At 47.8% G+C, this 23,587-nt stretch carries 23 protein-coding genes; 3 read left to right on the top strand and 20 right to left on the bottom strand.

What is annotated here, in order from left to right; translation table 11 throughout:
* Nucleotides 1–249: 249 nt before the first annotated feature.
* Complete coding sequence (locus QZ209_RS06090; protein ID WP_294345776.1) at nt 250–1,122, top strand: universal stress protein; 873 nt, start codon at nt 250–252, stop codon at nt 1,120–1,122.
* Between the two features lie 48 nt (nt 1,123–1,170).
* On the opposite strand, the gene QZ209_RS06095 is transcribed toward QZ209_RS06090, so the two are convergent.
* The 16 genes from QZ209_RS06095 to QZ209_RS06170 form a co-directional block, all read right to left on the bottom strand.
* Nucleotides 1,171–1,989, bottom strand: a complete 819-nt coding sequence (locus tag QZ209_RS06095; protein WP_294345779.1) for an ion transporter — start codon at nt 1,987–1,989, stop codon at nt 1,171–1,173.
* 153 nt (nt 1,990–2,142) lie between these two features.
* Nucleotides 2,143–3,198 carry a uroporphyrinogen decarboxylase gene (gene hemE / locus QZ209_RS06100; RefSeq protein WP_294345783.1) on the bottom strand — a complete coding sequence of 352 codons (1,056 nt, stop codon included), beginning with the start codon at nt 3,196–3,198 and terminating at the stop codon, nt 2,143–2,145.
* Nucleotides 3,199–3,380: 182 nt separating this feature from the next.
* Nucleotides 3,381–4,229 carry a CoB--CoM heterodisulfide reductase iron-sulfur subunit B family protein gene (locus QZ209_RS06105; protein WP_294345786.1) on the bottom strand — a complete coding sequence of 283 codons (849 nt, stop codon included), beginning with the start codon at nt 4,227–4,229 and terminating at the stop codon, nt 3,381–3,383.
* A 17-nt stretch (nt 4,230–4,246) separates the two neighbouring features.
* Nucleotides 4,247–5,269, bottom strand: coding sequence for a succinate dehydrogenase/fumarate reductase iron-sulfur subunit (locus QZ209_RS06110; protein WP_294345788.1), 1,023 nt, complete (start codon nt 5,267–5,269; stop codon nt 4,247–4,249).
* A gap of 76 nt (nt 5,270–5,345) precedes the next feature.
* Nucleotides 5,346–7,049, bottom strand: a complete 1,704-nt coding sequence (locus QZ209_RS06115; protein ID WP_294345789.1) for an FAD-dependent oxidoreductase — start codon at nt 7,047–7,049, stop codon at nt 5,346–5,348.
* Nucleotides 7,050–7,178: 129 nt separating this feature from the next.
* Nucleotides 7,179–7,625 (bottom strand): CBS domain-containing protein, encoded by a 447-nt coding sequence (locus QZ209_RS06120; RefSeq protein WP_110022932.1) that lies wholly within the window; start codon nt 7,623–7,625, stop codon nt 7,179–7,181.
* A 694-nt stretch (nt 7,626–8,319) separates the two neighbouring features.
* The gene (locus QZ209_RS06125; protein WP_294345864.1) at nt 8,320–8,961 is read right to left on the bottom strand and encodes a hydroxyacylglutathione hydrolase family protein; all 642 of its coding nucleotides are present in this window, start codon (nt 8,959–8,961) and stop codon (nt 8,320–8,322) included.
* Nucleotides 8,962–8,965: 4 nt separating this feature from the next.
* Nucleotides 8,966–9,271, bottom strand: a complete 306-nt coding sequence (locus tag QZ209_RS06130) for a hypothetical protein (RefSeq protein WP_294345802.1) — start codon at nt 9,269–9,271, stop codon at nt 8,966–8,968.
* Nucleotides 9,272–9,346: 75 nt separating this feature from the next.
* Nucleotides 9,347–12,550, bottom strand: coding sequence for an efflux RND transporter permease subunit (locus QZ209_RS06135; protein ID WP_294345805.1), 3,204 nt, complete (start codon nt 12,548–12,550; stop codon nt 9,347–9,349).
* An 18-nt stretch (nt 12,551–12,568) separates the two neighbouring features.
* Nucleotides 12,569–12,949: a hypothetical protein gene (locus tag QZ209_RS06140; RefSeq protein WP_294345808.1), complete on the bottom strand. Its 381-nt coding sequence runs from the start codon at nt 12,947–12,949 to the stop codon at nt 12,569–12,571.
* A 27-nt stretch (nt 12,950–12,976) separates the two neighbouring features.
* Nucleotides 12,977–14,302: a TolC family protein gene (locus tag QZ209_RS06145; protein ID WP_294345812.1), complete on the bottom strand. Its 1,326-nt coding sequence runs from the start codon at nt 14,300–14,302 to the stop codon at nt 12,977–12,979.
* 39 nt (nt 14,303–14,341) lie between these two features.
* A complete protein-coding gene (locus tag QZ209_RS06150; RefSeq protein ID WP_294345814.1) occupies nt 14,342–15,520 on the bottom strand; it encodes a hypothetical protein in 1,179 nt (392 codons plus the stop codon).
* Between the two features lie 30 nt (nt 15,521–15,550).
* Nucleotides 15,551–15,781, bottom strand: coding sequence for a metal-sensitive transcriptional regulator (locus QZ209_RS06155; protein WP_294345817.1), 231 nt, complete (start codon nt 15,779–15,781; stop codon nt 15,551–15,553).
* Between the two features lie 257 nt (nt 15,782–16,038).
* Entirely contained in the window at nt 16,039–16,911 is an 873-nt protein-coding gene (locus QZ209_RS06160; RefSeq protein ID WP_294345819.1) for an alpha/beta hydrolase, read from the bottom strand.
* Between the two features lie 40 nt (nt 16,912–16,951).
* Nucleotides 16,952–17,581: an isoprenylcysteine carboxylmethyltransferase family protein gene (locus QZ209_RS06165; RefSeq protein WP_294345821.1), complete on the bottom strand. Its 630-nt coding sequence runs from the start codon at nt 17,579–17,581 to the stop codon at nt 16,952–16,954.
* 80 nt (nt 17,582–17,661) lie between these two features.
* The gene (locus tag QZ209_RS06170) at nt 17,662–18,438 is read right to left on the bottom strand and encodes an SDR family oxidoreductase (RefSeq protein ID WP_294345822.1); all 777 of its coding nucleotides are present in this window, start codon (nt 18,436–18,438) and stop codon (nt 17,662–17,664) included.
* A 163-nt stretch (nt 18,439–18,601) separates the two neighbouring features.
* On the opposite strand from QZ209_RS06170, the gene QZ209_RS06175 reads away from it, so the two are divergent.
* A complete protein-coding gene (locus QZ209_RS06175) occupies nt 18,602–19,240 on the top strand; it encodes a hypothetical protein (RefSeq protein ID WP_294345823.1) in 639 nt (212 codons plus the stop codon).
* A gap of 7 nt (nt 19,241–19,247) precedes the next feature.
* On the opposite strand, the gene QZ209_RS06180 is transcribed toward QZ209_RS06175, so the two are convergent.
* Nucleotides 19,248–20,780: a hypothetical protein gene (locus QZ209_RS06180; protein ID WP_294345827.1), complete on the bottom strand. Its 1,533-nt coding sequence runs from the start codon at nt 20,778–20,780 to the stop codon at nt 19,248–19,250.
* 214 nt (nt 20,781–20,994) lie between these two features.
* Between QZ209_RS06180 and QZ209_RS06185 the strand changes: the two genes are divergently transcribed.
* On the top strand, nt 20,995–21,216 hold the full coding sequence (locus QZ209_RS06185; protein ID WP_294345830.1) for a Nif11-like leader peptide family natural product precursor: 222 nt from the start codon (nt 20,995–20,997) through the stop codon (nt 21,214–21,216).
* A gap of 228 nt (nt 21,217–21,444) precedes the next feature.
* Here the strand turns inward: QZ209_RS06185 and bciD are convergent, their stop codons facing one another.
* The 3 genes from bciD to bchF all read right to left on the bottom strand — a co-directional run bounded on the left by bciD (nt 21,445) and on the right by bchF (nt 23,554).
* Nucleotides 21,445–22,665, bottom strand: a complete 1,221-nt coding sequence (gene bciD / locus QZ209_RS06190) for a 7-methyl bacteriochlorophyllide c oxygenase (protein WP_294345832.1) — start codon at nt 22,663–22,665, stop codon at nt 21,445–21,447.
* Nucleotides 22,666–22,822: 157 nt separating this feature from the next.
* Complete coding sequence (locus tag QZ209_RS06195; protein ID WP_294345835.1) at nt 22,823–23,044, bottom strand: hypothetical protein; 222 nt, start codon at nt 23,042–23,044, stop codon at nt 22,823–22,825.
* A gap of 36 nt (nt 23,045–23,080) precedes the next feature.
* Entirely contained in the window at nt 23,081–23,554 is a 474-nt protein-coding gene (gene bchF / locus QZ209_RS06200; RefSeq protein ID WP_012473728.1) for a 2-vinyl bacteriochlorophyllide hydratase, read from the bottom strand.
* Nucleotides 23,555–23,587: the final 33 nt, after the last annotated feature.

A 23,587-nucleotide genomic window follows, 5' to 3' on the forward strand; every position in this document is an offset into this window, starting at 1 on the left:
TATTCCGATAATAGATACTTACCGAGGCATAATATAGTAAAACCCCTGCAAACAGGAATTTCAACCTTCCATCCTGTTGGCAAAGTTGCCTCACTTGTCACTCGTCACTCGTCACTTGTCACTTGTCACTTGTCACTTGTCACTTGTCACTTGTCACTTGTCACTTGTCACTTGTCACTACTGCTATATATACGCTGCTTTTTCTTACCTTGAAAAAAGTAAGAGCGCATCAACCAAGTATCGCAGGCCATGAAAAAGATCCTTGTTCCAACGGACTTTTCCGACCAGGCTTCGTATGCTTTCGAAGCAGCTATCAGCATAGCACGTAAAAGCGGAAGCACGCAAGTGCACCTTTTCCATGTCATAGAAGTACCCGACTATCCGGAAATCACGGACATCATTGCATACCGTACCCTTGGCAGCACGAACGTTCTTGAAGAAATCGAGAAAAAACTCGAGCAAACCGCTGAATCTGAAGTGTGTAAAGATATCGAAGTAACCTATTCAGTGGATTTCGACACACCGTATGAAAAAATTTCACGGAAAGCTGCTGAAGGGCACTATGATCTTATCGTCATCGGCTCTCATGGCAGACAGGGAATCAACAGGTTTCTTATCGGTTCCACGGCAGAAAAAGTGATCCAGCATGCAAACTGTCTTGTCCTTACAATCAAGGAGCCTGTTACATGGTTTTCCCCTTCAAATATCGTGTTCGGCTCGAATTTTTATGGAGAAATCGCAGAAGGCTTCAGCACGCTGCAGGATTTTGCTGCACTCTATGATGCTACATTGCACCTTCTCAAGATCAATACAAGATCGCATTTTGAGACTTCGAGGTACAGCAGACAACTGATGGAAACGTTCGCCGAAGAGCAGAAGCTCAGCAATTATACCATCAACATTTTCAACGATGACAGTGAGGAAGAAGGAATACTGCATTTTGCAAGGGATATGCAGGCAGACCTCATCTGTATTCCGACACACGGCAAAACAGGTCTGGCTCACCTCATCAGCGGCAGTATCGCTGAAAGTGTTTCAGAGCATGCCTACCGTCCTGTTTTAACCTATAAAATCAAACCGCCGAAAATCAAACACGGTATCATCGGTCCTTTCAGAAAATAAACCGGACCCATTCCACCCAGATCGTCCGCGATCCCATCGACACCATGTTCAGTCGAGTGGCTTACCGCACACTTTGCAGAACCTGGCATCACCGTCATGGTCGACAGTCTTACAGCATCTATCCATCTTCGACAGATCGGCTTGTATCTGTTCGTTCATCGAAGCCATTTCAGCCGATACGATTCCCGTCGGTACGGCGATGATGCTGTAACCGATAATCATCAACATCGCCGCAAGGGCTCTTCCCGGAACGGTCTGGGGCGATATGTCACCATACCCCACTGTCGTTATGGTTACGATCGCCCAGTAAACCCCTTCAGGAATGCTGTGAAAACCATGCTCTTCACCCTCGATCAGATACATGAGCGCACCGATTATGCTGACCGTAACGAGCACGAAAAAAAGAAAAAACAGAATTTTACGGCTCGAAGCCACCATTGCGGTCTTGACGTACTCGCCCTCCTTGACAAACTTCACAAGCTTGAGAAGCCTGAAAATTCTCAGTACCCTGAAAAACCTGATAACGAGGAGATATTGTGTACCGGGGAAAAAAATACTGAAATAGGTAGGCAGGATAGACAGAAGATCGATAATCCCGAAAAAACTTCTTATGTAACGAGGCCTGTTGCTTGCGACATACAAACGCATGCTGTATTCAACGGTGAACAGGATGGTGAAAAACCATTCCAACGCATAAAAAAAGTCCCCGAACACCTCATGAATACCTGACACACTATCAAGCATGACAACAACAACGCTCACAATGATCGCGGCTATCAGAAAAAGATCGAATAAACGTGCCGGAATGGTGTCATACTCGAAAATGATATGTGCAAGCTTTTCTTTGAACGTTTTCGATGGGGCCATAGCGGTTAGCTTTTGACGTTCATTGCAATCGTTCAGTGATTCTCTACAGATGACTTAAATATACTAAAACGGGCAGCTTGTATGAGGATAACAAAAAAACTCCGCTTAACTTGTCGGTAAAGCGGAGTCGAGAGAGAAAGAAAATAGATAGGCTCAGTGGTACTTGGTGCTTTCTTCCTTGACAAAATCAACGAGGCATTTGAGGTTTTCAGGCTCAACGTCGGGAAGTATACCGTGGCCGAGATTGAACACATGACCTGAAGTATCGGTATGCTTGCCGAAACGCTCGAGGATTTTTGCGGCTTCCGCTCTGATTTTATCGTGGGTGCCATAAAGGACGGTCGGGTCCATGTTACCCTGAATTGCCACCCTGTCATTAAGTTCTGCTCGTGCTTTGGCAATGTCCATATTCCACCCGAGTCCCATGGCATCGCAGCCTGTGCCGGCAATATCGGAAAGAATTGTATTGCAGTCTTTCGAAAATACAATGACCGGGGTATCAGGATATTTGGTCTTTACCGCCTGGACGCTTTCCTTGATATACGGTAAAGCGAATTCACGGTAATCGTCCTCGGAAAGAGCACTTGCCCAGGAATCGAAAATCTGGACGGCATCGGCTCCTGCATCGATCTGCATCAACAGATATTCGGTAATGACATGAGAAATCTTGCTGAGAAGCATGTGCGCCATCTTCGGCTCACGATACATCATTTTCTTGGCAAACGCGTAATTTTTCGAGCCGCCGCCTTCGACAGCATAGGTAAAGAGCGTCCATGCCGCACCGGAAAATCCGATCAGAGGTACACGGTTGTCGAGTTCTTTCTTGGTCAAGCGGATAGCATCCATTACATAACCAAGCTTCTCATTGATATCCGGTATGATAAGTCGATCGATATCTACCTGGGAGCGAATAGGAGGGGTAAGCCGGATACCTTTGGATTCGATGATTTCAACATTCATGCCCATAGCCTCGTTGACAACGAGAATATCCGAGAAGATAATGGCTGCATCTACACCGATGATATCGACGGGCTGGATCGTTACTTCCGTTGCAAGTTCAGGAGTTTTACAAAGAGTCAGGAAATCGGTTTTTTCCCTGACTGCACGGTATTCCGGCAAATAACGCCCTGCCTGACGCATCACCCAGATTGGCGTTCTTGGTACCGGCTGCCGCTTTAGTGCCCGCAGAAAAAGATCATTTTTGAGCATGCTGCAATGCAAAATTAAAAAAGTTATGAAAAACGCTGCTCACCTGCCATCGTCTTTCCCCAGGGTGAGAGCAATCAAAGAAAGTGCTAAGCTACGCTTTTTTGCACGTTTTTAAAATAGCAGGGCAGCCAAACGGCTCATCCTGCCATCCAGCCACCGAACGACCAGGCCATCAAGCCTTTTCATGTCACGATATGGCGTTTTATCCCCAACTGACGAGACGTATAGCCGAGAGCAAGCCCAACCATTTCAGAAAGATGAAAAACCGGAATTGACCTCTTGATGTTCGACCGCTTCAGGGCTTTCCCCTGATAGCTGTCAAGTACGGTGTGGCAAAGCGGACAAGGTGTTACGATAAAATCCGCTTGTGATTCGATCGCTTCACCGAGGGCTTCGGCTGCAAGGCTCAGAGATTCTTCCTCGGCGACAAGCAGCGTGTGGAAACCACAACATTTGTTTTTGTGCTCATAAGGAACGACCTTTCCGCCGAGAGCTTCGATAAGCTTATCCAGAGAAGAAGGTTCGAGCGGATTATCCTTACCGAGTATCGATGAAGGACGAAGAATATGACATCCGTAAAAGGGTGCGATTTTATAGTTCGTCAAAGGAACCTTGACCTTTTTGTTGATCGTGTCGAGACCGATATCCTCGTTGAGCACCCAGAGTAAGTGTCGTACTTCAGACGTCCCCTTGTACTCGAGCCCTTCTTTTTTCAAAATGCCGTTCACCTCGTCGCGAAGCGCTTCCGACTCGTCGAGCTTCTGTTTTGCGCTCCTTATTGTCAGAAGACAGGTATTACAGGAGGTCACCAGATCAAGGCCGAGCTTCTCCGCCAATGCAATGTTTCTCCCGTTTACCAGCGCGAAATGCTTCGGGCTGACGTAATCAAGGTTACTTCCTCCGCAGCAAGTGCTTTCATGCAGCTTTACAAAATCGATATCAAGGTCTTTCTGCCAGAGATCAATAGATTTATCGAGTTCTTTGGTCATGGACTCATTGATGCAGCTGAGATAATATGCATACCGCTTCATACTGCTGTTCCCCCTGTTTATTTTTTTTGATCCTTCTGGTCCCGCTCGATACGATCCGACATCTCCTGGAACTCCTCACGGAATTTCTTGATTCCTTTTGCCGGTTTGACAAGAGGTGGTGGCGGAGGGGTTCTGCGCTTCAAGATCATTTTAAAAGCCATCGGCAACAGATTTTTCAACGTCCACCCCATGCCGTTGGTCCTGATCGGCAGGGTTGCCTCGACAAGTTTTCCTTTCTTCTGAAGATCTTCGATAAAGGCTTCCGCATGCTTCGCACCGCTCGTATCTTTGACTCCGCGGGAAACGAGAGCATCTTCACGCACACCGTGAATACCGTCCACTATCGGAATGCTTTTCACGCAGGTTTCCTGACACCGGTAACAGTGCGTACAATCCCAGACGCCATGATCCTTGACAAGCTCGGCAATCCGCAGATCATGCGCTCCATCCCGGCTGTCGACATTCATTCTGTGTGACTTCAACAGCACGGCAGGCCCAACATACTCGTTATTCGCACGCAAAATTGAACATTCGGACATACACGACGCACAAAGAATACAGTCGGTAGCCTTATCATATTCCTGGAACTCCTCTTCGGCAATCAAAAACTCCTTTTCCCCCATCCGCTCTTCCGGCATGATCGACTCGACCCAGTTGGAATACTTCTTCATTTTATCAACCAGCGGATCCATATCGACAATGAGATCTTTGATCAACGGCATGTTGCGCAACGGCTCAACCTTGATAACATTGTCGACCTTGCACCTCACAAGCTCGTCCCACACCTGAGTGGTACAGGCGAGTTTAGAGATCCCATTGATTCTCATGCCGCAGGAACCGCAGATGCCGGCTTGGCAGAACGCCCGGAAACTCACGGTTGCATCGACATGCTCCTTGATATAATTCAAAGCCCTGAGAACGGTAATCCCTTTTTCAACCGGAATGGTGTAATCATCAAAGTAAGGCTTGTTATCCACTTGAGGGTTGAACCTGTTGATCCTGAAGGTGATATCCCTCATTTCTTCTTTATGCTCTGCCATAACTCACGTCCTGCTGAATGTTATCCAGGTCGAGCAACCCTTCTCTTGCGAAGCTGCCGCCCGTTCCCCGAAGATTTTAATAAGTTCTTTCCTGCAACTCGTGTTTACCCATGGTTACCGGCTTTTCACCGATCTGCGGTTTACCGTTTACCCTTGTATACGTTGTATGCTTATGCCATAGCTCATCGTCGCGCTTCGGGAAATCGGTTCTGGTATGAGAACCTCGACTCTCTTCACGTACAGAGGCTCCTGCCGCAACAGTTTCTGCCAGATCAAGCATGTTCTTCAGTTCAAGCACCTGCAACAGGTTTGTATTGAACACATCGCTGGTATCAAAAACCCTGACATGCTTGAAGCGCTCTTGCAGCTCTTCGACATCAGCGATACCTTTCTGTATTGTAGATGCTTCACGGAAAATTCCGACATTTTGTCCAAGCGTGTAACCGAGTTCTTCGCGAAGCGCTCCGTAACGTTCATAGTGGCCAGACGGTTTCATGTACTCCCTGAGCTCATCCTCTGTCGATTGCAGCTCCGACCGGGAAATCTCGGCCGGATCGAACTGTTTGGCTTCTTCCGCCACCGTGCGACCTGTTATTCTTCCAAAAACGAGGATATCCAGTAAAGAATTACCCCCAAGGCGATTCGCCCCGTGTACCGATACACAGGCGGCCTCACCGGCAGCATACACACCCTCCATCACCGTACGCCCGGCAATATCGGTGTCGATCCCTCCCATGGAATAGTGTGCGGTAGGTCTGATAGGAATCGGCTCATCGATCGGATCGACTCCTTCAAAATACATGGACATTTCCCGAATCTGGGGAAGCCTTGACTTGATGAGATCGGCACCGAGATGCCTCAGGTCAAGATGCATATAAGGTCCTGCTGGGCTGTCGAATCCTCTTCCCTCAAGGATTTCGGTTTCAATGGAACGCGAAACAAGGTCACGCGGACCAAGCTCCATCTTCTCAGGGGCATAATTGCTCATGAAACGATCCCCTTTGTTGTTGACCAGGTAACCACCTTCACCGCGGGCCCCTTCTGTCACCAACAAACCACTTTTTCTCAATCCTGTCGGATGAAACTGGACAAACTCCATATCCTTGAGAGGAATTCCTGCGCGGTAGGCGATTGCCTGACCGTCCCCGGTATTACCGGCTGCGTTGCTGGAACGATTCCAGTACATTTTCGCATAACCACCGGTAGCGAGAATCACCGTCCTTGCCCGAAAAGCCTCTACCTTGCCGGTACGCATGTTCATCGCAATCAACCCTTTCGACTTGCTGCCGTTGGTTGCAATGCTCAAAACAAAGTATTCATTGAAAAAGAAAACACCCTTTTTGAGACACTGCTCATAGAGGCTTTGCAGAATAGTGTGCCCCGTTTTATCGGCACAATAGCAGCAACGAGGTCTGCCTGCACCGCCAAAAGGCCTTTGCGCAATGGTTTTATCATCCATTCTCGACCATGGCGTGCCGATATTGTCAAGCTCCCTGATAATCTTCGGAGCTTCCGAACAAAGCATCTCGACAGCATCCTGGTCAGCAAGGTAATCGCTGCCTTTGATGGTATCGAAAATGTGCATGTCAACAGTGTCGTCCTTTGCCTTGTTAGCCAGAGCCGCATTTGCGCCTCCCTGTGCAGCAGACGTATGCGAACGATTGGGGTAGACTTTAGACAGCACGGCTATATTGAGTGAAGGGTTGACCTTCATGGCTTCCATGGCTGCATACAGCCCAGCACCACCGCCACCCACCACAACTATATCGAATGGCTTCATACAGTTAAATCTCCTTCTGTGAACTGCACCCGCAGCTTCAGTGGTTATGCGGGCCGGCATCGGCCAGGCCCGTTTTTCTATGAATCACAAATACGTTAAAAAGAAGCGAAATCCAGTAACGACGGTAGGCTATAAAGCAACGTTGTTGTCATGGGCCGGCAGCTCCTCGACAGCATGGAGGACATCACTCATGTTGAGAACACCAACCACTTTATCATGATCCATGACAGTCAAACGGCGAACATTTGTCCGTTTCATAAGGCGCAGAGCATACTTGATCCTCAGACTGGGGTTGATGCTGATGACAGGTTTGCTCATAATCTGGAAAACAGGAGTGTTCCATGGATCACGATGAACATCCTCTCCCGGATCGATAACTTTCTCCAGAATGTCTTTCTCGGTCACAACACCGTAACAGTCATCTTCATTTCTGGGTTCGACAATAAGTCCGCTCTGGTTGTCCTTTTTCATTAACTGAATCGCTTCAGCAACAGTACAACTGCCTTTAATAGTATGAAAATCCTTCTGCATCAGTGCAGAAACAGGCTGCGTGCGTAATTTTACAAGCTGATCCATATCGATAAGTCTCTGTTTAATAAGGATATATGACCCTCATGTTATCGGTTAGAATATACAAGCATATACTTATATATGAATACTATAAAAAGACAGAAAAGCCTCTTCCCATTAATGGGCACGAGCAGTAAATGTACAAAAAAAATCTCTATCGTCACAATCAGCTTCATTCATTTAGTCATTCACATGATTGACACGGGAATCAACACCCCTTTCAATAGGCAGAATGGATCATAGCACGCTTCTTTCGAGAATAACGAACAATCCCTTGTTTGACCGTGAGAAGACCGACGCCCCTCTACAAACAAGGAAGATGAAATAGAATGTGTGAAGAATCTCTTTGATTTCTGGATGCATAGTACTACTCAACGATCCAAAGCGTCACCGTTGCATTGCGCAGTTCACGGTCTTCACAGGTATCGAGTACCGTTTTTTCTGCACCCGCCCTTTCGGATCGTCACATCCGCTCAAACTGAAGTTGGCAAACACCAATTACAAGCACGATAAATGTACGAAAATCAATTTCGAGTTTCTTTTCGTTTAGGCTTGTCACCGACTTATTACGAAACACTGTTTGTCTGAGGGTTTCGGATCGGAATTGACAGTTGTCCGGCCAGACTGGAGATGCCCCTGATTTACAGATAATACAGAAGCGGTTGACCGTCTGCTCGAGACAGCCGCCGGATCCCTCTCCTCATGCTATCCCATGTGCCTTCTTGTAGGCAGCCCAGTTCTTTTTCAGATCGATAAACGCATCGACATCAGGCTGAATGAGAAATGGATTCGTCTTTTTTTCGTGGCCTATGGTCGAGTGCGGAGCGGTTCCGTAATCATGACCGGGAAACACTCTTGTATGCTCGGGAAGAGTCATGAGTTTTTCATGGAGAGAACGGTACTCCTCTTCGGCATCCGCCCCCAAACCGGTACCACCGACTTTGCCGACAAACAACGTATCACCGGTAAACAGGGCATCGCCGGTATGGAGACACATGGAGTCCTCCGTATGGCCCGGAGTATGGATGATGCGGATATCAAGATCTCCGAGAGGAAGCAAAACGCCATCATCGATCCTGTGGCCGGTCTTGGGGCAAACCGAACCGTAAAGTAAAGGGACAAGGCCTGTCAAGCGAGCGATTTCCTCATTGCCGTTGATATGGTCATAGTGACCATGGGTACAAAAAATATACCGGATAGTGAACCCCTGATCAGACGCCTCATCGACAATCTTCGCAGGGTTGTGCGATGGATCGACAACGAAAGCCTGATTACTTTCTTCGTCGGCAACCAGATAACCGAAATTCCGGTCTCCACCTGTTCGAAACTGTTTGAGGTACATGTTTTCAAACCATTTTTTCGACATTCATTAAAAACGCTCTCGCCGGAAAACCGGGTTCGATGGCAATAGGATTGCTTTCGAGCTCCTCGATTATCTGTAGAGCTTTCTCATCCTCGAGTATCGCAAAACACAGTGAGGAATAAGAACCAACTCCCTTGTCGGCCGGCCACCATGCCTGATCGGTGATACCCTTGTCGCAATAACAACCTTTGATCGACATGTTGCTGAACATCAGCACTTCAAACCTCTTGAATAGATCACGTACCTGGGGGCGGGTTTCCTCATGGCCCATTATCGCAAGAAATTTCATTATCCCTCGGAATAGTTATAGTGAATACTACTTTCTCACAGTTCAGTGTTCATTTTACAGGGCTCACAGCCGGAGTCACTTTTTCTCGACGAGGTAATACGTAAGCGGAACCACGCCAAGCGTCAATATGGTCGAAAGCAGAGCACCCCACATCAGTGATATTGCAAGACCCTGGAAAATCGGATCGAACAGGATCACAATCGCACCGATAACCACTGTGCCGGCCGTCAACAAAATCGGTCGTGTACGAACGGCTGCAGACTCGATAACGGCTTCTTTCAGCTCAATCCCCTCCTGAACTCGCAACTGGATAAAATCGATTATCAGCACGGAGTTTCTGACCATGATTCCTGCCAGAGCGATCATGCCGATCATGCTTGTGGCGGTGAAGAATGCTCCGTGAAAGAAATGACCCGGTATGATTCCTACCAGACTGAGTGGAATTGCGACCATCATAACCAGCGGAGTTCTGAATGACTGGAACCACCCAACAATGAGCAGATAAATGATTACGAGCACGACCGCGAATGCCGCTCCAAGATCCCTGAACACCTCGAAAGTGATCTGCCACTCACCGTCCCATTTCATCGCAAGCCTTTCTTCATTGAACGGAGGTGCTGTATAGAGCGGAGATATCGAGTATCCTCCCGGTGTTTCGAGCTGCTTTATCACGTCATCCATCTCAAGCATGGCATAGACCGGACTTTCAGTGACACCGGCGACATCGGCAGTGACATAAACCACATTTTTAAGGTCCTTGCGATGAATGCTTTTATCCTCGATGGTTTCTTCAATGGAAACAAGCTCCGTCAAAGGAATCATTTCGCCCGCCAGCAATCGTGTCGTCAACGAATTCATCCCTTGAGATTTCAGGAAAATCCCGGACAGGTCGAGTATCGATGCCCTTTCGGAAATTGGAAGACGCAGTTCGAGTTCTACTGGTTCAAGTTCGGTTTCTGTATGCAACAGTCCGACGTCAACTCCATCGAGTGCCATACGAAGCGTATGGGTAATCTGCTCCGTGGTTATGCCTCTGAACGCCGCTTTCTGCTTGTCGATCACCATCGTATACACTTTCTGATCATCCTCGACCATCCAGTCAACATCAACAACTCCGGGAGTGTCTTCCATGATGGCTTTGATCTGGCGGGCGAGAGCTATCTGCTGCTGGATATCCGGCCCGTATATTTCAGCGACAATTGTCGAAAGTACAGGAGGCCCGGGTGGCACTTCCACGACCTTTACGTTTGCACCGTATTTCGCGGCGATTTCCTGTACCTTCGGCCTCACCCGTTTTGCAATGGCATGACTCTGGTCACTCCGTTCTCCCTTGTGCACCAGGTTGACCTGTATGTCCGCCATATTGTGACTCTGGCGAAGATAATAATGACGCACAAGACCGTTGAAATTGATCGGTGCATACGTACCGGCATAATATTGATAGTTTTCAACTTCCGGTACGGTCTTGAGATATGACACGATGTCCTTGCCAACCCTCGCGGTTTGTTCGAGGGTCGTGCCTTCCGGCATGTCGATGATGACCTGAAACTCACTTTTGTTATCGAAAGGAAGCATTTTAAGCTGAACCATTTTCAGCGGAATCATGCTGATCGAACCCAGCAGCAACAATCCGACAAACACATAGGCGATGGTTGCCTTCCACCAGCTGTCGAGCAGCGGGGCGAGAGTCTTGTCGTACACCTTGTAATAGATAGATTTTCTGATATCGTACTGCTCGACATGTCCCTCCTCCTCGGCCTTGAGCAAACGAAAAGCGAGCCATGGAGTCCCTATCAGTGCCACGAAAAGAGAAAAAATCATCGCAAGAGACGCACCGATCGGCATAGGGCTCATGTACGGACCCATCAGACCGGAAACAAATACCATCGGCAGAACCGATGCGATTACCGTAAACGTGGCAAGAATAGTGGGGTTACCAACCTCGTTGATCGCAGCGATAGCCGCCTGGAGCTTGGGCATTCTCCTCATCGAAAAATGCCGGTGAATGTTTTCCGCAATGATAATCGAGTCATCGACAACGATACCGGTCACAAAGATCAGGGCGAAAAGGGTCACCCTGTTCAGCGTATAATCGAAAAGGAAGTAAACAAGCAGTGTTAACGCAAACGTTATGGGTACGGATGCAAACACCACCAGCCCCCCCCTCCAACCGAGAAAAAGCCCGACAACAATGGTAACCGCAACGACAGCCCCAATAAGATGTTCGAGAAGAGTAAACACTTTTTCCGAAGCTGTTTCACCGTAATTCCTGGTTTCAGTCACATTGATACCTGAAGTGATGATCGAGCCTTTGAGTGATTCGACTTTTTCCAGAACCTTGCTTGCAAGAGCTGTGGCATCAGTCCCTTTCCGTTTTGCAACCGTGAGCGTTACAGCCGGATATTCACCCTGTATGCCAGTATCATGCGATGCAGCACCGTAACCGAAAAACGTGTAATTCTCAACCTCCTCCGGCCCGTCGACAACCTCGGCAACTTCTTTGAGATATACAGCCTCTGAATTGTCTATGCCCACTACGACATTTCTTACATCCTCGGCTGTCTTGAGAAACTCACCGGTCTTTACCGTGAACTCCCTGTTCATCTGCTGGAACGTCCCTGCGGTCACCTGACTGTTCGATGCTTTGAGCTGCCTGGCTATCTGTAGCGGGGTAATCCGGTATCGAGCGAGTTTTTCCTTGTCGAGAAGGATTCTAAGCTGACGTTTCAAGCCGCCGTTGAGGTTGACATCACCGATGTTCTCGATTTTCTTGAGTTCATCGGCAACTTGACCGGCCACTTTTCTAAGCTGATAGGGGCCGTAACTGTCGCTCCAGAAGGTAAGAGCCAAAACGGGCACATCGTCGATCGTCACTTTCTTGACAAGAGGCATTTGCATGCCAGCAGGCATACTGTCCATGTTTTTCATTATGGTTGCCCAGAGCTTCACCATGCTCTCCTCGGTGTCATCTCCGACATTGTACCGAACGGTAACCAGAGCGAAATCTTTCCGGGATGTCGAGTACACATAGTCGACATCCTCGATTTCCGTCAGATACTTTTCCACGGGTTTCGCAACCCGTTCCTCGACCTCTTTTGCACTACCTCCAGGATAGCTGAAATACAGATCCACCAGAGGCACTGAAATCTGGGGTTCCTCCTCACGGGGAGTCATAAATGTCGCCAGAATGCCCACAAGCAGTGCTGTGATCATCAGCAACGGTGTCAGCTTGGAGTTGATGAACAGCTTTGCAAGAACCCCAGCAATACCCTCTCTCATCGGCACACCCCTCCTTCGTTACGGCTTGACGGTTACGTTATCCCCTTCACGGACTCCCTTGACATGCGGAACAACCACGGATTCACCCGCTCCAAGTCCGCTGAGCACCTCGCTATAATCACCAACAGTTTTACCGGCTCTTACCCATCTGATCGAAACGGTATCATCATCACCGACAACCTGAACGCCCTCGAGCTGCCCTCGCATGAAGAGAGCATTTGAAGGAACGAGAAGCACCTGACGCCCATCGCTTGCCGTTCCCAACCGAACCGTTGCGATATTGTCCACCTCAACTGTCCGGCGTTCTCCCTCAGCGTTCGTCGATTCGATCTTCTTACCTCCGCAACCGGCAAACAAGACAAAAAGTCCGACACACGCGAAAATTATTGTATGCTTCATGGTACGATATGCGTTTTGATCGTTCTGTTACCCCCCGGTATAATAATCCAGCTCACTCTTCGCAATGATAAGATCATATTTTGCCTGGTTCAGACGCATACGAGCATAGGTATATGCCTGTTCCCTGCCCAGAAGTTCAAAAGTCATAGCCATTCCGGAACGGTACCGCTCACCGATGAAATCAAGGCTCACTTTTGCCTCTTTCAACGATTGCTCCGCAACCCGAATCCGTGACTTAGCCGTCCGCAAGAGTCGATACGCCTTACGAATTTCATAGATCCCTTTGTCTTTTGCTTCCTCATAGCTGTAACGAGCCTCCATTTCTCCTGCCCTGGCTTCCATTGCTTTACCGATGTTTGAGTACCCGTCAAAAACAGTCCATTCCATGGCAACCCCCAGAGTCCAGCTGTCTTGCTCGAAACCCGGAAAATCATCGTCATTCCAGCTTTTTTGAAAAAAAGCGTTCAAACGCGGCAGCCGCTTGGCTTTTTCCATATCGTACCGGTATCCTGCCGCATCAGCATTGGCTTCCAAAGCCTCGATATCGGCCCTGCCTTCCGGCATATGGGGTTCATCTGCAGGTATAGCGATACCATCGGTTTCAAGCCCGTTTACCGGTACGATATCCATATCGCCATCGAGGCGAAGAAGAAACCGTAATCCATCCTCTGCCGATCGAATCTCATCCTCGATCATCAGCTTTTGTTCCGTCAGTTCAGCAAGGCGTACCGCGGTCGACAATTTGTCGGATTTGGTGATCAAACCTTTGCCGTAAGCTTTTGCAGCTTCACGGTCATGAACCTGCATCGCACCGATGGAACTCTTGACCGCTTCGAGATTCTTTCTTGCAAGCACGAGCCCGTAATAGACCTTTTTGACTTCGAGGGCTATAGTCTCCTCTGACCTTCTGAGCATATGTTCCTGCGATTTTCTCGATAGTGAGGCTGCCGATCTGCCGATAGCGGCATCCCTGTTGAAAATCGGCTGCATAACCTCAACGCCCAGATTAAAATTTGAAATGTCATCAGGATTATTCAATACAGCCGGATTAAAATCGGCCGCAGCAATAGACCCCTGCCGAAGTTTGTACGTAAAGACAGATGCCGGGTCATCCGTCGCGATAAACGTTTCGGACAATGTAACTTTCGGCAAAAAAGCTTTCCTGCTCTGCACATATCTCGCCTCAGCTTGGTCAACCCTCGCTTTCGCAGCTTTTAACACATAGTTGTTCTCTCTCGCAAGCCTCAGAGATTCATCGAGCGACAACCTCATGGTCTCAGCCGCGGTAACGGCTCCGGGCAGCAGAAAAAAAAACGCCGCAATGTATCCTACAACAAATTTCAAGCCTTTCATGATCGTTGATTTAAATCTTCCTACAGTAACCCTATTGCCTCAGGCGCTCAGCAGTTTGCTGTTGAGCTTCATCAACACCCTGATAGTCTGGACCTGTATGACAAGCAAAGGTATATAGAGGAGAAAGTAACCGACAGAAAACTTGTCGATGAAGTCAACGGCAACCAGACCCTTATTGATGAGAAAATTGCCAAGCACAAAAAATGCGACACCCGGACAAATTGCTGCATAGGTCACGACACTTTTACCTCCGCCGCCAATAAACTCCTCGAAGTACCCCAACTGCTTCATAACGGTATAACCCAGCAAACCGAACAAAACCTGAACGGCGATGAGGACGGTGAAAACAATGACATGAAACCAGGGATGTACCTCAACGCCGAAATTATGAACCAGTCCCATGGAAATCCTGTTCACGGTAATTCCGAGAATCGTCAGAATTGGAATGACGATCCAGAGAGACACCGAAGCCTCGTAGTTCACTCCATTCGACAACATGGAACGAAATCCCAGCACGATCTTTATCACGCCGAAAGTAACGGCTATCGCAGCGAAAAACGATGCAAGAATAATCCCGAGCCCGGAAGAGATCACATTATGGCTCATTGCCGCAGCAGCCGACATACCCACACCTACCATCGAAAACGCAAATACCGACAACATCTGGCTCAGGCTGTTGTTTCGTTCGCAATCAAAATTACCGTACGCGATGACCCTCGAAAAAAACACAAGAAAGATCACCCCGGCATATATCCCGACCAGTAAAAATCCTAGCATGGCAAACGGAAAAAGATATTCGACAACGCGCCAAAGTCCGGGCACGAAAACTGCCCCGAGAATGAACATCACATTGATCGCCATAGCATAGGTCAGGGGAATAGCCATAAGCTGTACCTCGGCGTCCGAGCTCTTGAGTGTAGCGAAAGCTTCGGTGCCTCTGAATATGTTGTACTCTCTGATGTTCCAGAACAACAGACGATAATGCTGAAAAGCGTACCAGAGGATACCGGTATAGCTTACTGCAACAAGGACAACAGCCGCAGGCCCACCCGAAACCAAAGCAGTCTGGATATCTTCGAATACAGGAATCGGACGACCTTCATGATCGACCATGAACATCAGGAACATAAAAAAGCTCACCGCGATCCCACCGCTTCCGAGAGAAGCGAGAAAATACAATGGAGAATACTCCGTCCCGAGATTTTTTCTAAAACTCATGCTGTTACTCTTCGTCAATGATTTACCAACTTACTTTTTGGATATGAGCTTCAGTATACGCTCCATATTCTCAGAATCGTGTTCGTTCAAACACTCTTTCAAGCTGCTGTTCAACATGAGAGAGTATGTTTTATCCAATGCGGCTTTTGCAGCTTGAAACTGAACGATGACCTTTTCACAATGCTCCCGTTGCTCTATCATCCTGACAAGGCCTTGTATCTGCCCATCGACTTTTTTCAACCTGGAAACAATATCATCCATAATCCTTCCTCTGAAAGACTTTAACCAAACGCCAAACATATACCCCTACCCCGTATAGGTACCAAACATACAAAAATATTATTTCAGAACAAACACTTCATTGCAGCCCTTCTTCAAAACACCACAATGTCATACAGCCCGGACTGAAAGCACGGATTCCGGAACCACTGGAAAAGCATCGCAATCTCTCAGTTATTACCAAGCAAAAAAGAGAGAATGCAAGATCGAACAATGTGAAATCCAGCCAATTGCTTTACTCAGAAACAATAGTCATGCGAGAAAAGAAGGTGTTTGCGAAGTACACCGGCAAACTCCGGCAGAACTTCGAGCATAGGCAAATGACCGGCATCGTTGAATTGTATCAGCTCGGTTGGAACCGCCTCCTGTTCTTTTCTCCTGTTAAAAAGCGTAATCATTCCTTCAGGAGGTATCGTGCGGTCAGCCATGCCGGCAACGCAGAGAAGGGGTGCCCTGATTTGCACGGATTCTTCAGTATACTTTGCTATGGTCGCCGGATCTATAGTGAACTTGCCTACAGCGCTCGAGGCCTCGATATCGCTCGTCACAAAGTCTTCGACAAAAATATCTCTGTATTTCTCCCCGATAGGCCTCGTGATAGCTCGATCGATGAACAGCGACTTGAACGGCTCGATGGAGAAAATTCCCCTGAAAGCCATGGAAAGGTCGATCATTCCACCTACCAGAACATGGTGAAACGATTTAAGCAGCTCATCATCGAAAATCCCGCAATTGATGATGGTGGCAGACATCAGTGCTTGCGGATACCGGTTACATACCTCGGTCGCAATCATCCCGCCCATCGAGTGACCGACGATATGCAGCTTTCTCTCATCGAGCAGAGCGAGAGACGAAAGCAAATCGACAGCCTCATCGGCAAACCCCATTACCGTGAAGGGAGGAGAGGGTTTACAGGCTTTTGTCCTGCCTGTTCCGCTCTGATCGAATGAAACACATCGATATTCCGGTGAAAGGATATCGATCAACGGCTTCCAATACCTTGAAGAAATCGACCAGCCATTGAAAAAAACGACAGTCTCCTGCTTGTCACCTCTTCCTTCGGCAGTGTCCTCGTAGTAGAGACGGCACCTGTCTGTTTCTATGAAGCTCATAGTGAAACCGGGTGTTTTTCAACATCTGCTTAAAAAAACGTTATACGGTTTTTCTCATATTCCTCCCGGGCAAGGGGAAGAATGCAGCCGTATGCCTCATGTACTCCCGATATTCCTCTCCAAAATAATCGATCAGCATCCGTTCTTCCTTCAAACCCCATGTAATCGTAAATATAATCCCAAGGAAACTTGAAAGAATAACCGGTACATTTGCCGTAACAAGCGCAAACGAGAGGAATAACACAATCATTGCCGAGTACATCGGATGGCGAACAAAACGATAGGGACCGGAGGTAATCAGCTCATGTCCCTCCCTCAGCCGAGGCAAAGGGCTCCAGTAACGCCCGAGAGCATTCATGGTCCACATCAGCAGGACGAAAGCCGCAAAACCCGCAAAAGCTCCCCCATACCGGAGCCAGTGAGGAAGCGCAAGCCCCAACCCCTTCATCCAGAAAGGGTACCATGCGTAACTCACGACAATGAAAATCCATAAAAAAAACATGACGCCCTGGAAAACGACTCTGAAGCGGCTACTGTAACGATCTACCATCTTGTCGGGCACGATACGTTCACCTGCACGTGTTAGCCGACGAGTGAAAAAACCTCTCATCAGAAATCCTGCAACGTACATGCTGACGAAGATAATCCTGAACGGTAACTCCTCGGACATAGCCTGATAGCGTTTACTGTATCAGCTGGAAAGCGATGCTGTTACGGTTTATAGTATATTCTTGCATCTTCAAACTCATGCTACTGTTGACCGAAGATCATGCGTAAAGGTGCCGATACCACTTTTCCGATCATATCGGGTGGAGACATCCTGTTGATGCACGCACCATGAGACCTGTTGGCAAGGATTCTCCCCGCAAGATCTTCGGTGGCGGGCCTGATATCTTCACCGAGCATATTCAGAAAGATACGCCCTTCGGTCGTCGTACCGGCTGTTCCGGCCTGAAGTGACGTTCTGACTATGCCGGGAATGAGGGTACTGACGTTAACCGGTACTGTCTTGGCCTCCGCGATCAATGATTTGGAAAAATAGTGCACACCGGCCTTTGCTGTTCCAAAAACGCCCATCCCTGCGATCACGCTCCCATCCGCACCTTGCCCTTCCATATTGTAAATATGGCCCGAACCCTGGGCAATCATGCCGCGCATGGCAACGTGTGAACCGTATATCGTTCCCATAAGGTTTACGTCAACGGTGTTTTTGATCTCGTCACCGCTTAATTTCCAGAATGGCTGCATCGGATGTGCTGCGCCTGCATTGTTGATCCATATATCGACCCTCCCGAGATCTTCCGTGGATTTATTCCACAGTGTTTCCACCTCGGATAAAACCGTCATGTCGGCGACATGAGAATAACAGTCCCCTGCCAGATCGCTTTTTTTCAATTCAGCCATGGCTAATTCGAGGTTTGAAGCGGTGTGACTGCTGATAACCACTCTGCACCCTTTGGCAAGAAATGCCCGTGCAAGGCCCAGTCCTATCCCCCTGCTACTTCCGGTAACAACAATGTTCTGCATGGCTGTCGATATTAAAGATTAAGCAAAGACTAAAATTCAGTATTATTCATCAGGAAAGGTAGATATTTTTCAGTATCGTCTCAAACATACACTCCTGGAACTGTTGACGAAGGATAATCGTTACTCTGAGTTGTTACATTTTTGAAAAGTCACATATGATCTCATGGAAGTTGTAGGAAAAAGTCAAGCACTTGTCACTCTGGAATCCTGTCTGCAAGATTCAAGTATCTATTTCAGCGATCACGAAAAAATCATCAAATGTAATCCCTACTGTAAAAACGTTTCATACCTCACTGAGCTGGATATTTTTCAATGGACGTTTGAAGTGGAGGATCCTCGAAACAATCCAATTGTTGCGATATTCTTTGTAAAGCAGACCGAAGAACTTGTGCCGGCAGGAAGTGACACCCTTATAAAATTCACAGAACAAAACACCAATGGAGTTGCTCCCGACCTGAATCAGCCGGGTAGAAAAATCAGATGGCGCAGTGCCGAAACCATTCCTGAGCTAACCATCGAAAACAACCATACCTTTATAGGGCAGTCAGACTCCGATATCTTCCTGCACCACCAGGAAGACAATCGCACGGCTGTACATTTCGAGACACAGATCTCTCTTGACTTCACACTGTCATTTCCGTTGAATCTCATGCCGGAAAATTTCCTGAAGTACATGAGTGAAAAAATCATGTCGAGCATCATGCAACAGGCAACGGAAAGCATGCTCTGTAAAGTACAGGCGGACATCTGCTGTACTGAGCCTGACATAAAGGCAGAAGGCGGGACACACTGTAATTCATGACGATATGCTACTGTGTCGGGGAAAGCGCCCAGCCAACCATATTTTTTATCATACCGAGCGAACCGTTCAGACCAAGCTTGGCAGAAGTCGCTTTGAGCACTTCTGGGTATCTCCATGCAACATTCACCCCAACGGTCAGCAGTTCAGCCAACTGCATCGAATCTTTGAACATGGCTTCGCGGTAACGCGACGGAAGATTATCGAGCACGATCATAACCTCGTTCATCAATTCATTGACGAAGTTGGGTTTGTCGGTTTGGCCGTTAAAGCACATGTACTTCATGAGATTCGCCATTGTTGCGACATTGGGTTCATATGCACTGACCGCTTCGAGAGATTCCCTGTCAAGCGTATTTCGGTCGAGCGCTTCGTGCAGATTCTCCGTTAATCTAAAGAGATTCCTTACAAGGGACCCCAGACCGCAAAAAGTCAGGGGTGAACCGAGGGTTGCTGCATCCCCAAGCATGAGGATATGATCATCGGCGATAATCCTCGTTCGGGAAAATCCGTCATGGAAATATGCCGGGATAATACCGAAAACCGGACGATCGATCACGAAATCAGGTCCCGGCTTCTTGTAATCAGGCAGCTTTTCAAAATAGGTCTCGAAAAGCCCGAGAAGACTCTTGTCGTTATCCGAGTCGACCGAATCATAGAAAAACAGATAGGTTATGTACTTGCCCTCGCCAGCAGGAAATCCTTCCCAGATAAGCTGGCGACCACTTCCGGAACTCATATCGGCCGGTTCGGTGCTTACAAGAATTTCACCAACCTCATGATCGACACCTTCGAGCCCTGTCGCAATGGTACCGACTGTAGGACAAACATGCGTCTGAGGACGCCCCTGATTCAGCTGCATCGCCACAGGTGACATGATCCCCATCACATCGACAAAAACCCTCGCCTTGTAATAACTCACCTCTTGATCCTGGTTCTCAACCTCTACGACAACATAGTCGGGAAAACGGTATATCTTCCTGAAAACCGTCCTGTTACAGACCTTGTTCAACGGGTTGCCGAGAATTTTTTTCAAGGCCTTGCCCAACAGGAGATTCGCATCAACAGCGCAGTCAAGCACGTTGTCGATATAAAGCCTTTTTTTATCACCGTTTTCCACAAAAAATTCCGCCCATCCTGTCTTGTACTTGCAGGTGATACACTCCTCCACCTCCCCTTCAGTAAAAAGACCGACTTCGTTGAAAACATTCAGCTCTTCTCTCGATATATTCCAGTCACGGGTCGACTTCCCGGCTACATGCTTGTCAAGTAGAAGAATTTTCCAACCGAATTTTTCCGTCATCACGGCAGCATGCAGGATACCCAGTGTTCCACCGGCATAGAGCAGATCATACTCACCGGCGATGACTGCACTTTTCGGCAACGCATCACCGTCGAGCACAACAGTCGGTATGGAACGTTCTTCGATGTATTTCCAGTACCTGTCAAGTTCCCTGACCTGTCGCAGATGTTTCTCTCCGCCATTCAAAGAACTGAAATAGTCATGGACGAGGGGATAAGATGTTTTGATGCTTTCCAACATAGTGTGGCGTCAATAATAAGGTTAAGCGGAACAAGGCTTAATATTACTATATTATTTAACCTTCTTCAAGCGATTCAACACCATTCCACCCACCCCCCTCCTCGTCTTTTCGAATAACCGTAGTCGAGAGGGATTTTTGCTCAAGGAAAGATTATTCGTTAAATTAAAATTCATCTTGTTTATTTTTTAAACTTCTCTTTGGAGTATTCACGATATGTCACAAAATTCTGCCGTAGCATTCCTGCAACAAATGAAGTCGGACAATGAACTGTCCGATAAAGTCAACAATGCAGAAAACAAGGAAGTGCGCTGGGAAATCATCAAAAATGCAGGATTCGACTTTACACGCGAGGAACTCGATCATGCTACCATTACGGAACTGAACCATTTCGAGCGCTGGAGCTGGGAAGCCAGATTGCTGGCGGATTGGTTGTAGGATTGGTTGTAGCCCTTCCCCTGAAAAGCAAGAGAAAATCGAACAACACCAAAACAGGCTGAACGAGACGAACAGCCTGTTTCTGTTTCCGGCGGATCGTAATACAATATCCGTTCTGTTAAACAAGCATGGAACAAGCTGAACGTTAAACGGATACCCGCTTACAATAACAAAAGGCTGTCCTTTCGGGACAGCCTCTCGTTCAGTTACCACCTGGCTGGCTCCTGCTCAACAAACAGGATAGGCCTCGGGAAGTTCATTACCCTGTTCCTGAAGCCGTCGTGCAAGCTCATCTCCGGCAAGGATGATATACTGCGAGCGTCCCATTCTCGTATAACCGGGACGATGATCTTGGGCAAGCGGCATATCGAAGCGATCTTCGTACTTCAAATACAAATCCGCAATTTTTTCAGAAGCCTCAACCAGCCAGTCTGCATTCGGCGGAGGCATTCTGAACATATCGGCTCCGGGAACAGGCTGATAGACAAGCATATTCGGATAGACCCCCTTCGACATACGTTCCTCAACCCCTTCGAGCATCAGATTCATCGGCTCGAGACCCATCAGGATAAAACTCGTTGTGCCTCTTCCCGGTCCAAAGATTTCCACAGAAGCATCCTGAGCTTCAAGCCAGTATTCGAGAGGATATGTAGCGCACTTACCTGGGCAAATAGCCTTGAAATAATCTGGATGTGTCACCTCTAGATCAAATTCGGTAGAATTTATTCCACAAGCCTTCCAGCGCTCCATCTCCTTGAAATCGTCCGGCGGATAAAGGTTTGCCGTAATATGCAGCTCATCGAACACTTCCTGACTGAGTTGTTCACGTAAAGGAGTCATAACGAGCTCCACGAGATCGGCAACTTGGCTCCTTCTTGAAGGGTCAACCAGGCCTCCTATAACAACAAGAGTGCCTCTCCACCCAGCATCGGTAGCTATTTTCACCGCTTCGGCCTGCTCTTTCGCAAGTTCTTTTATTTTGCCAAGAGGCATCTTGGCCAGCTCTTTACCGACGCCGACATGCTGATCGGCGAAGAAAAAGCAGAACTTGCATGATTTTCCGGTATTGTTGTTATCACAACTGTAACTGTAATGGATATTGATGATATCCTGGTTCATGCCGATAACTGCGGCATTGACAGGACGGCCGTTGCTCAACTTGCCATCACGCCATGAAAACCACTCCTGCATTCTACCGCTTGCAAGATGTTTACCGCAGTCGAAAAACTCGAGTTCGTCACCATTGACCTGTACTTCGAGACGTGTATAGGGTTCCTGGCGCACAAGCGTTGCAAGATCACTGCCGTTGATCACCATAGCGCGGAACGGATTGAAACCTGTTGCCGGCGGCTTGTTTACGGTCACTTTCGCTCCTTCGGAAAGCAAACGCGCCTTTAAATGTATGTCCTCCTTGCTGATTACCCTTTTTGTCGCTGTGGCTGTAGTCATGGCATCACCTTATTGGGTCGTTGTCTGGCAACATGCATATTTTCGTAACCCCGGCTTGCCGGTCAGCGGAAACTCAAACTGCCTTTTGCCATCAAAAAAATTAAAAAGAAATTAATTACAGAAAAAACTCGATAATAATAATAAAAAGCCGGAACATCTACCGGTTTGCAGCCTGCTTTCGCTTGAACATTGCTTCGATGATAAATCCGGAAACGTAAACCAGAAGAAAACCTGCAGCGATGACTCCGATATATATCTGACGATCAGCCGACGCTGGAAGCTGATCGGTATTCCATATCAAAGCAATCAGGACAAGCCAGCCGAGACCAACGTAGAATACCGCCCTGTTCCACAAACTTTTAAAACTGCCAACCAGCATAATCAATGGTGTTTTATACGTTAACGTGCTTAAATTCTATACAACCCCTTCCGTTTTGAGACGTCTTTCATTGAGCTTTTCAAGAACGATCCTGACGAGATACTGCAAAGCGTTGACGACGTACGTGAAGTAAGCGAGAAAAGCTTCCCAGACAAGAACATCCTCGGATGCCCCCAGATAGGCCATGACAAAGTAAAGCAGATGAAATGCTCCTGCGGTTACACTCCCGATATCTTCCCAGAGAAACTCTTTGGAAAAAATCCACTTGTTGAAGATCTCTTTTTCAAAATAAGCCCCTGTTATGAACAAGAGAGCGAAGAGAAACGTCTTGAACAAGATGGCAATGCTCACCCAGTAGAAACTGAAGATCTCGTTGTTCTGGTAATAAAGGAATGTCACACCGACACCCGCCAGAAAAACAAAAAACTGAATGGGTGCAAGAATAAGCTGAACGTCTGTCCAGACAGAAGAATTTCGCTTGGCTAACTGCTCAGGAGTATAACGCGGCATGGTTTCCGGGAATGCAATTATGAAGAAATACAC

This window comes from Prosthecochloris sp., assembly GCA_015482705.2.
Lineage (GTDB): Bacteria > Bacteroidota > Chlorobiia > Chlorobiales > Chlorobiaceae > Prosthecochloris.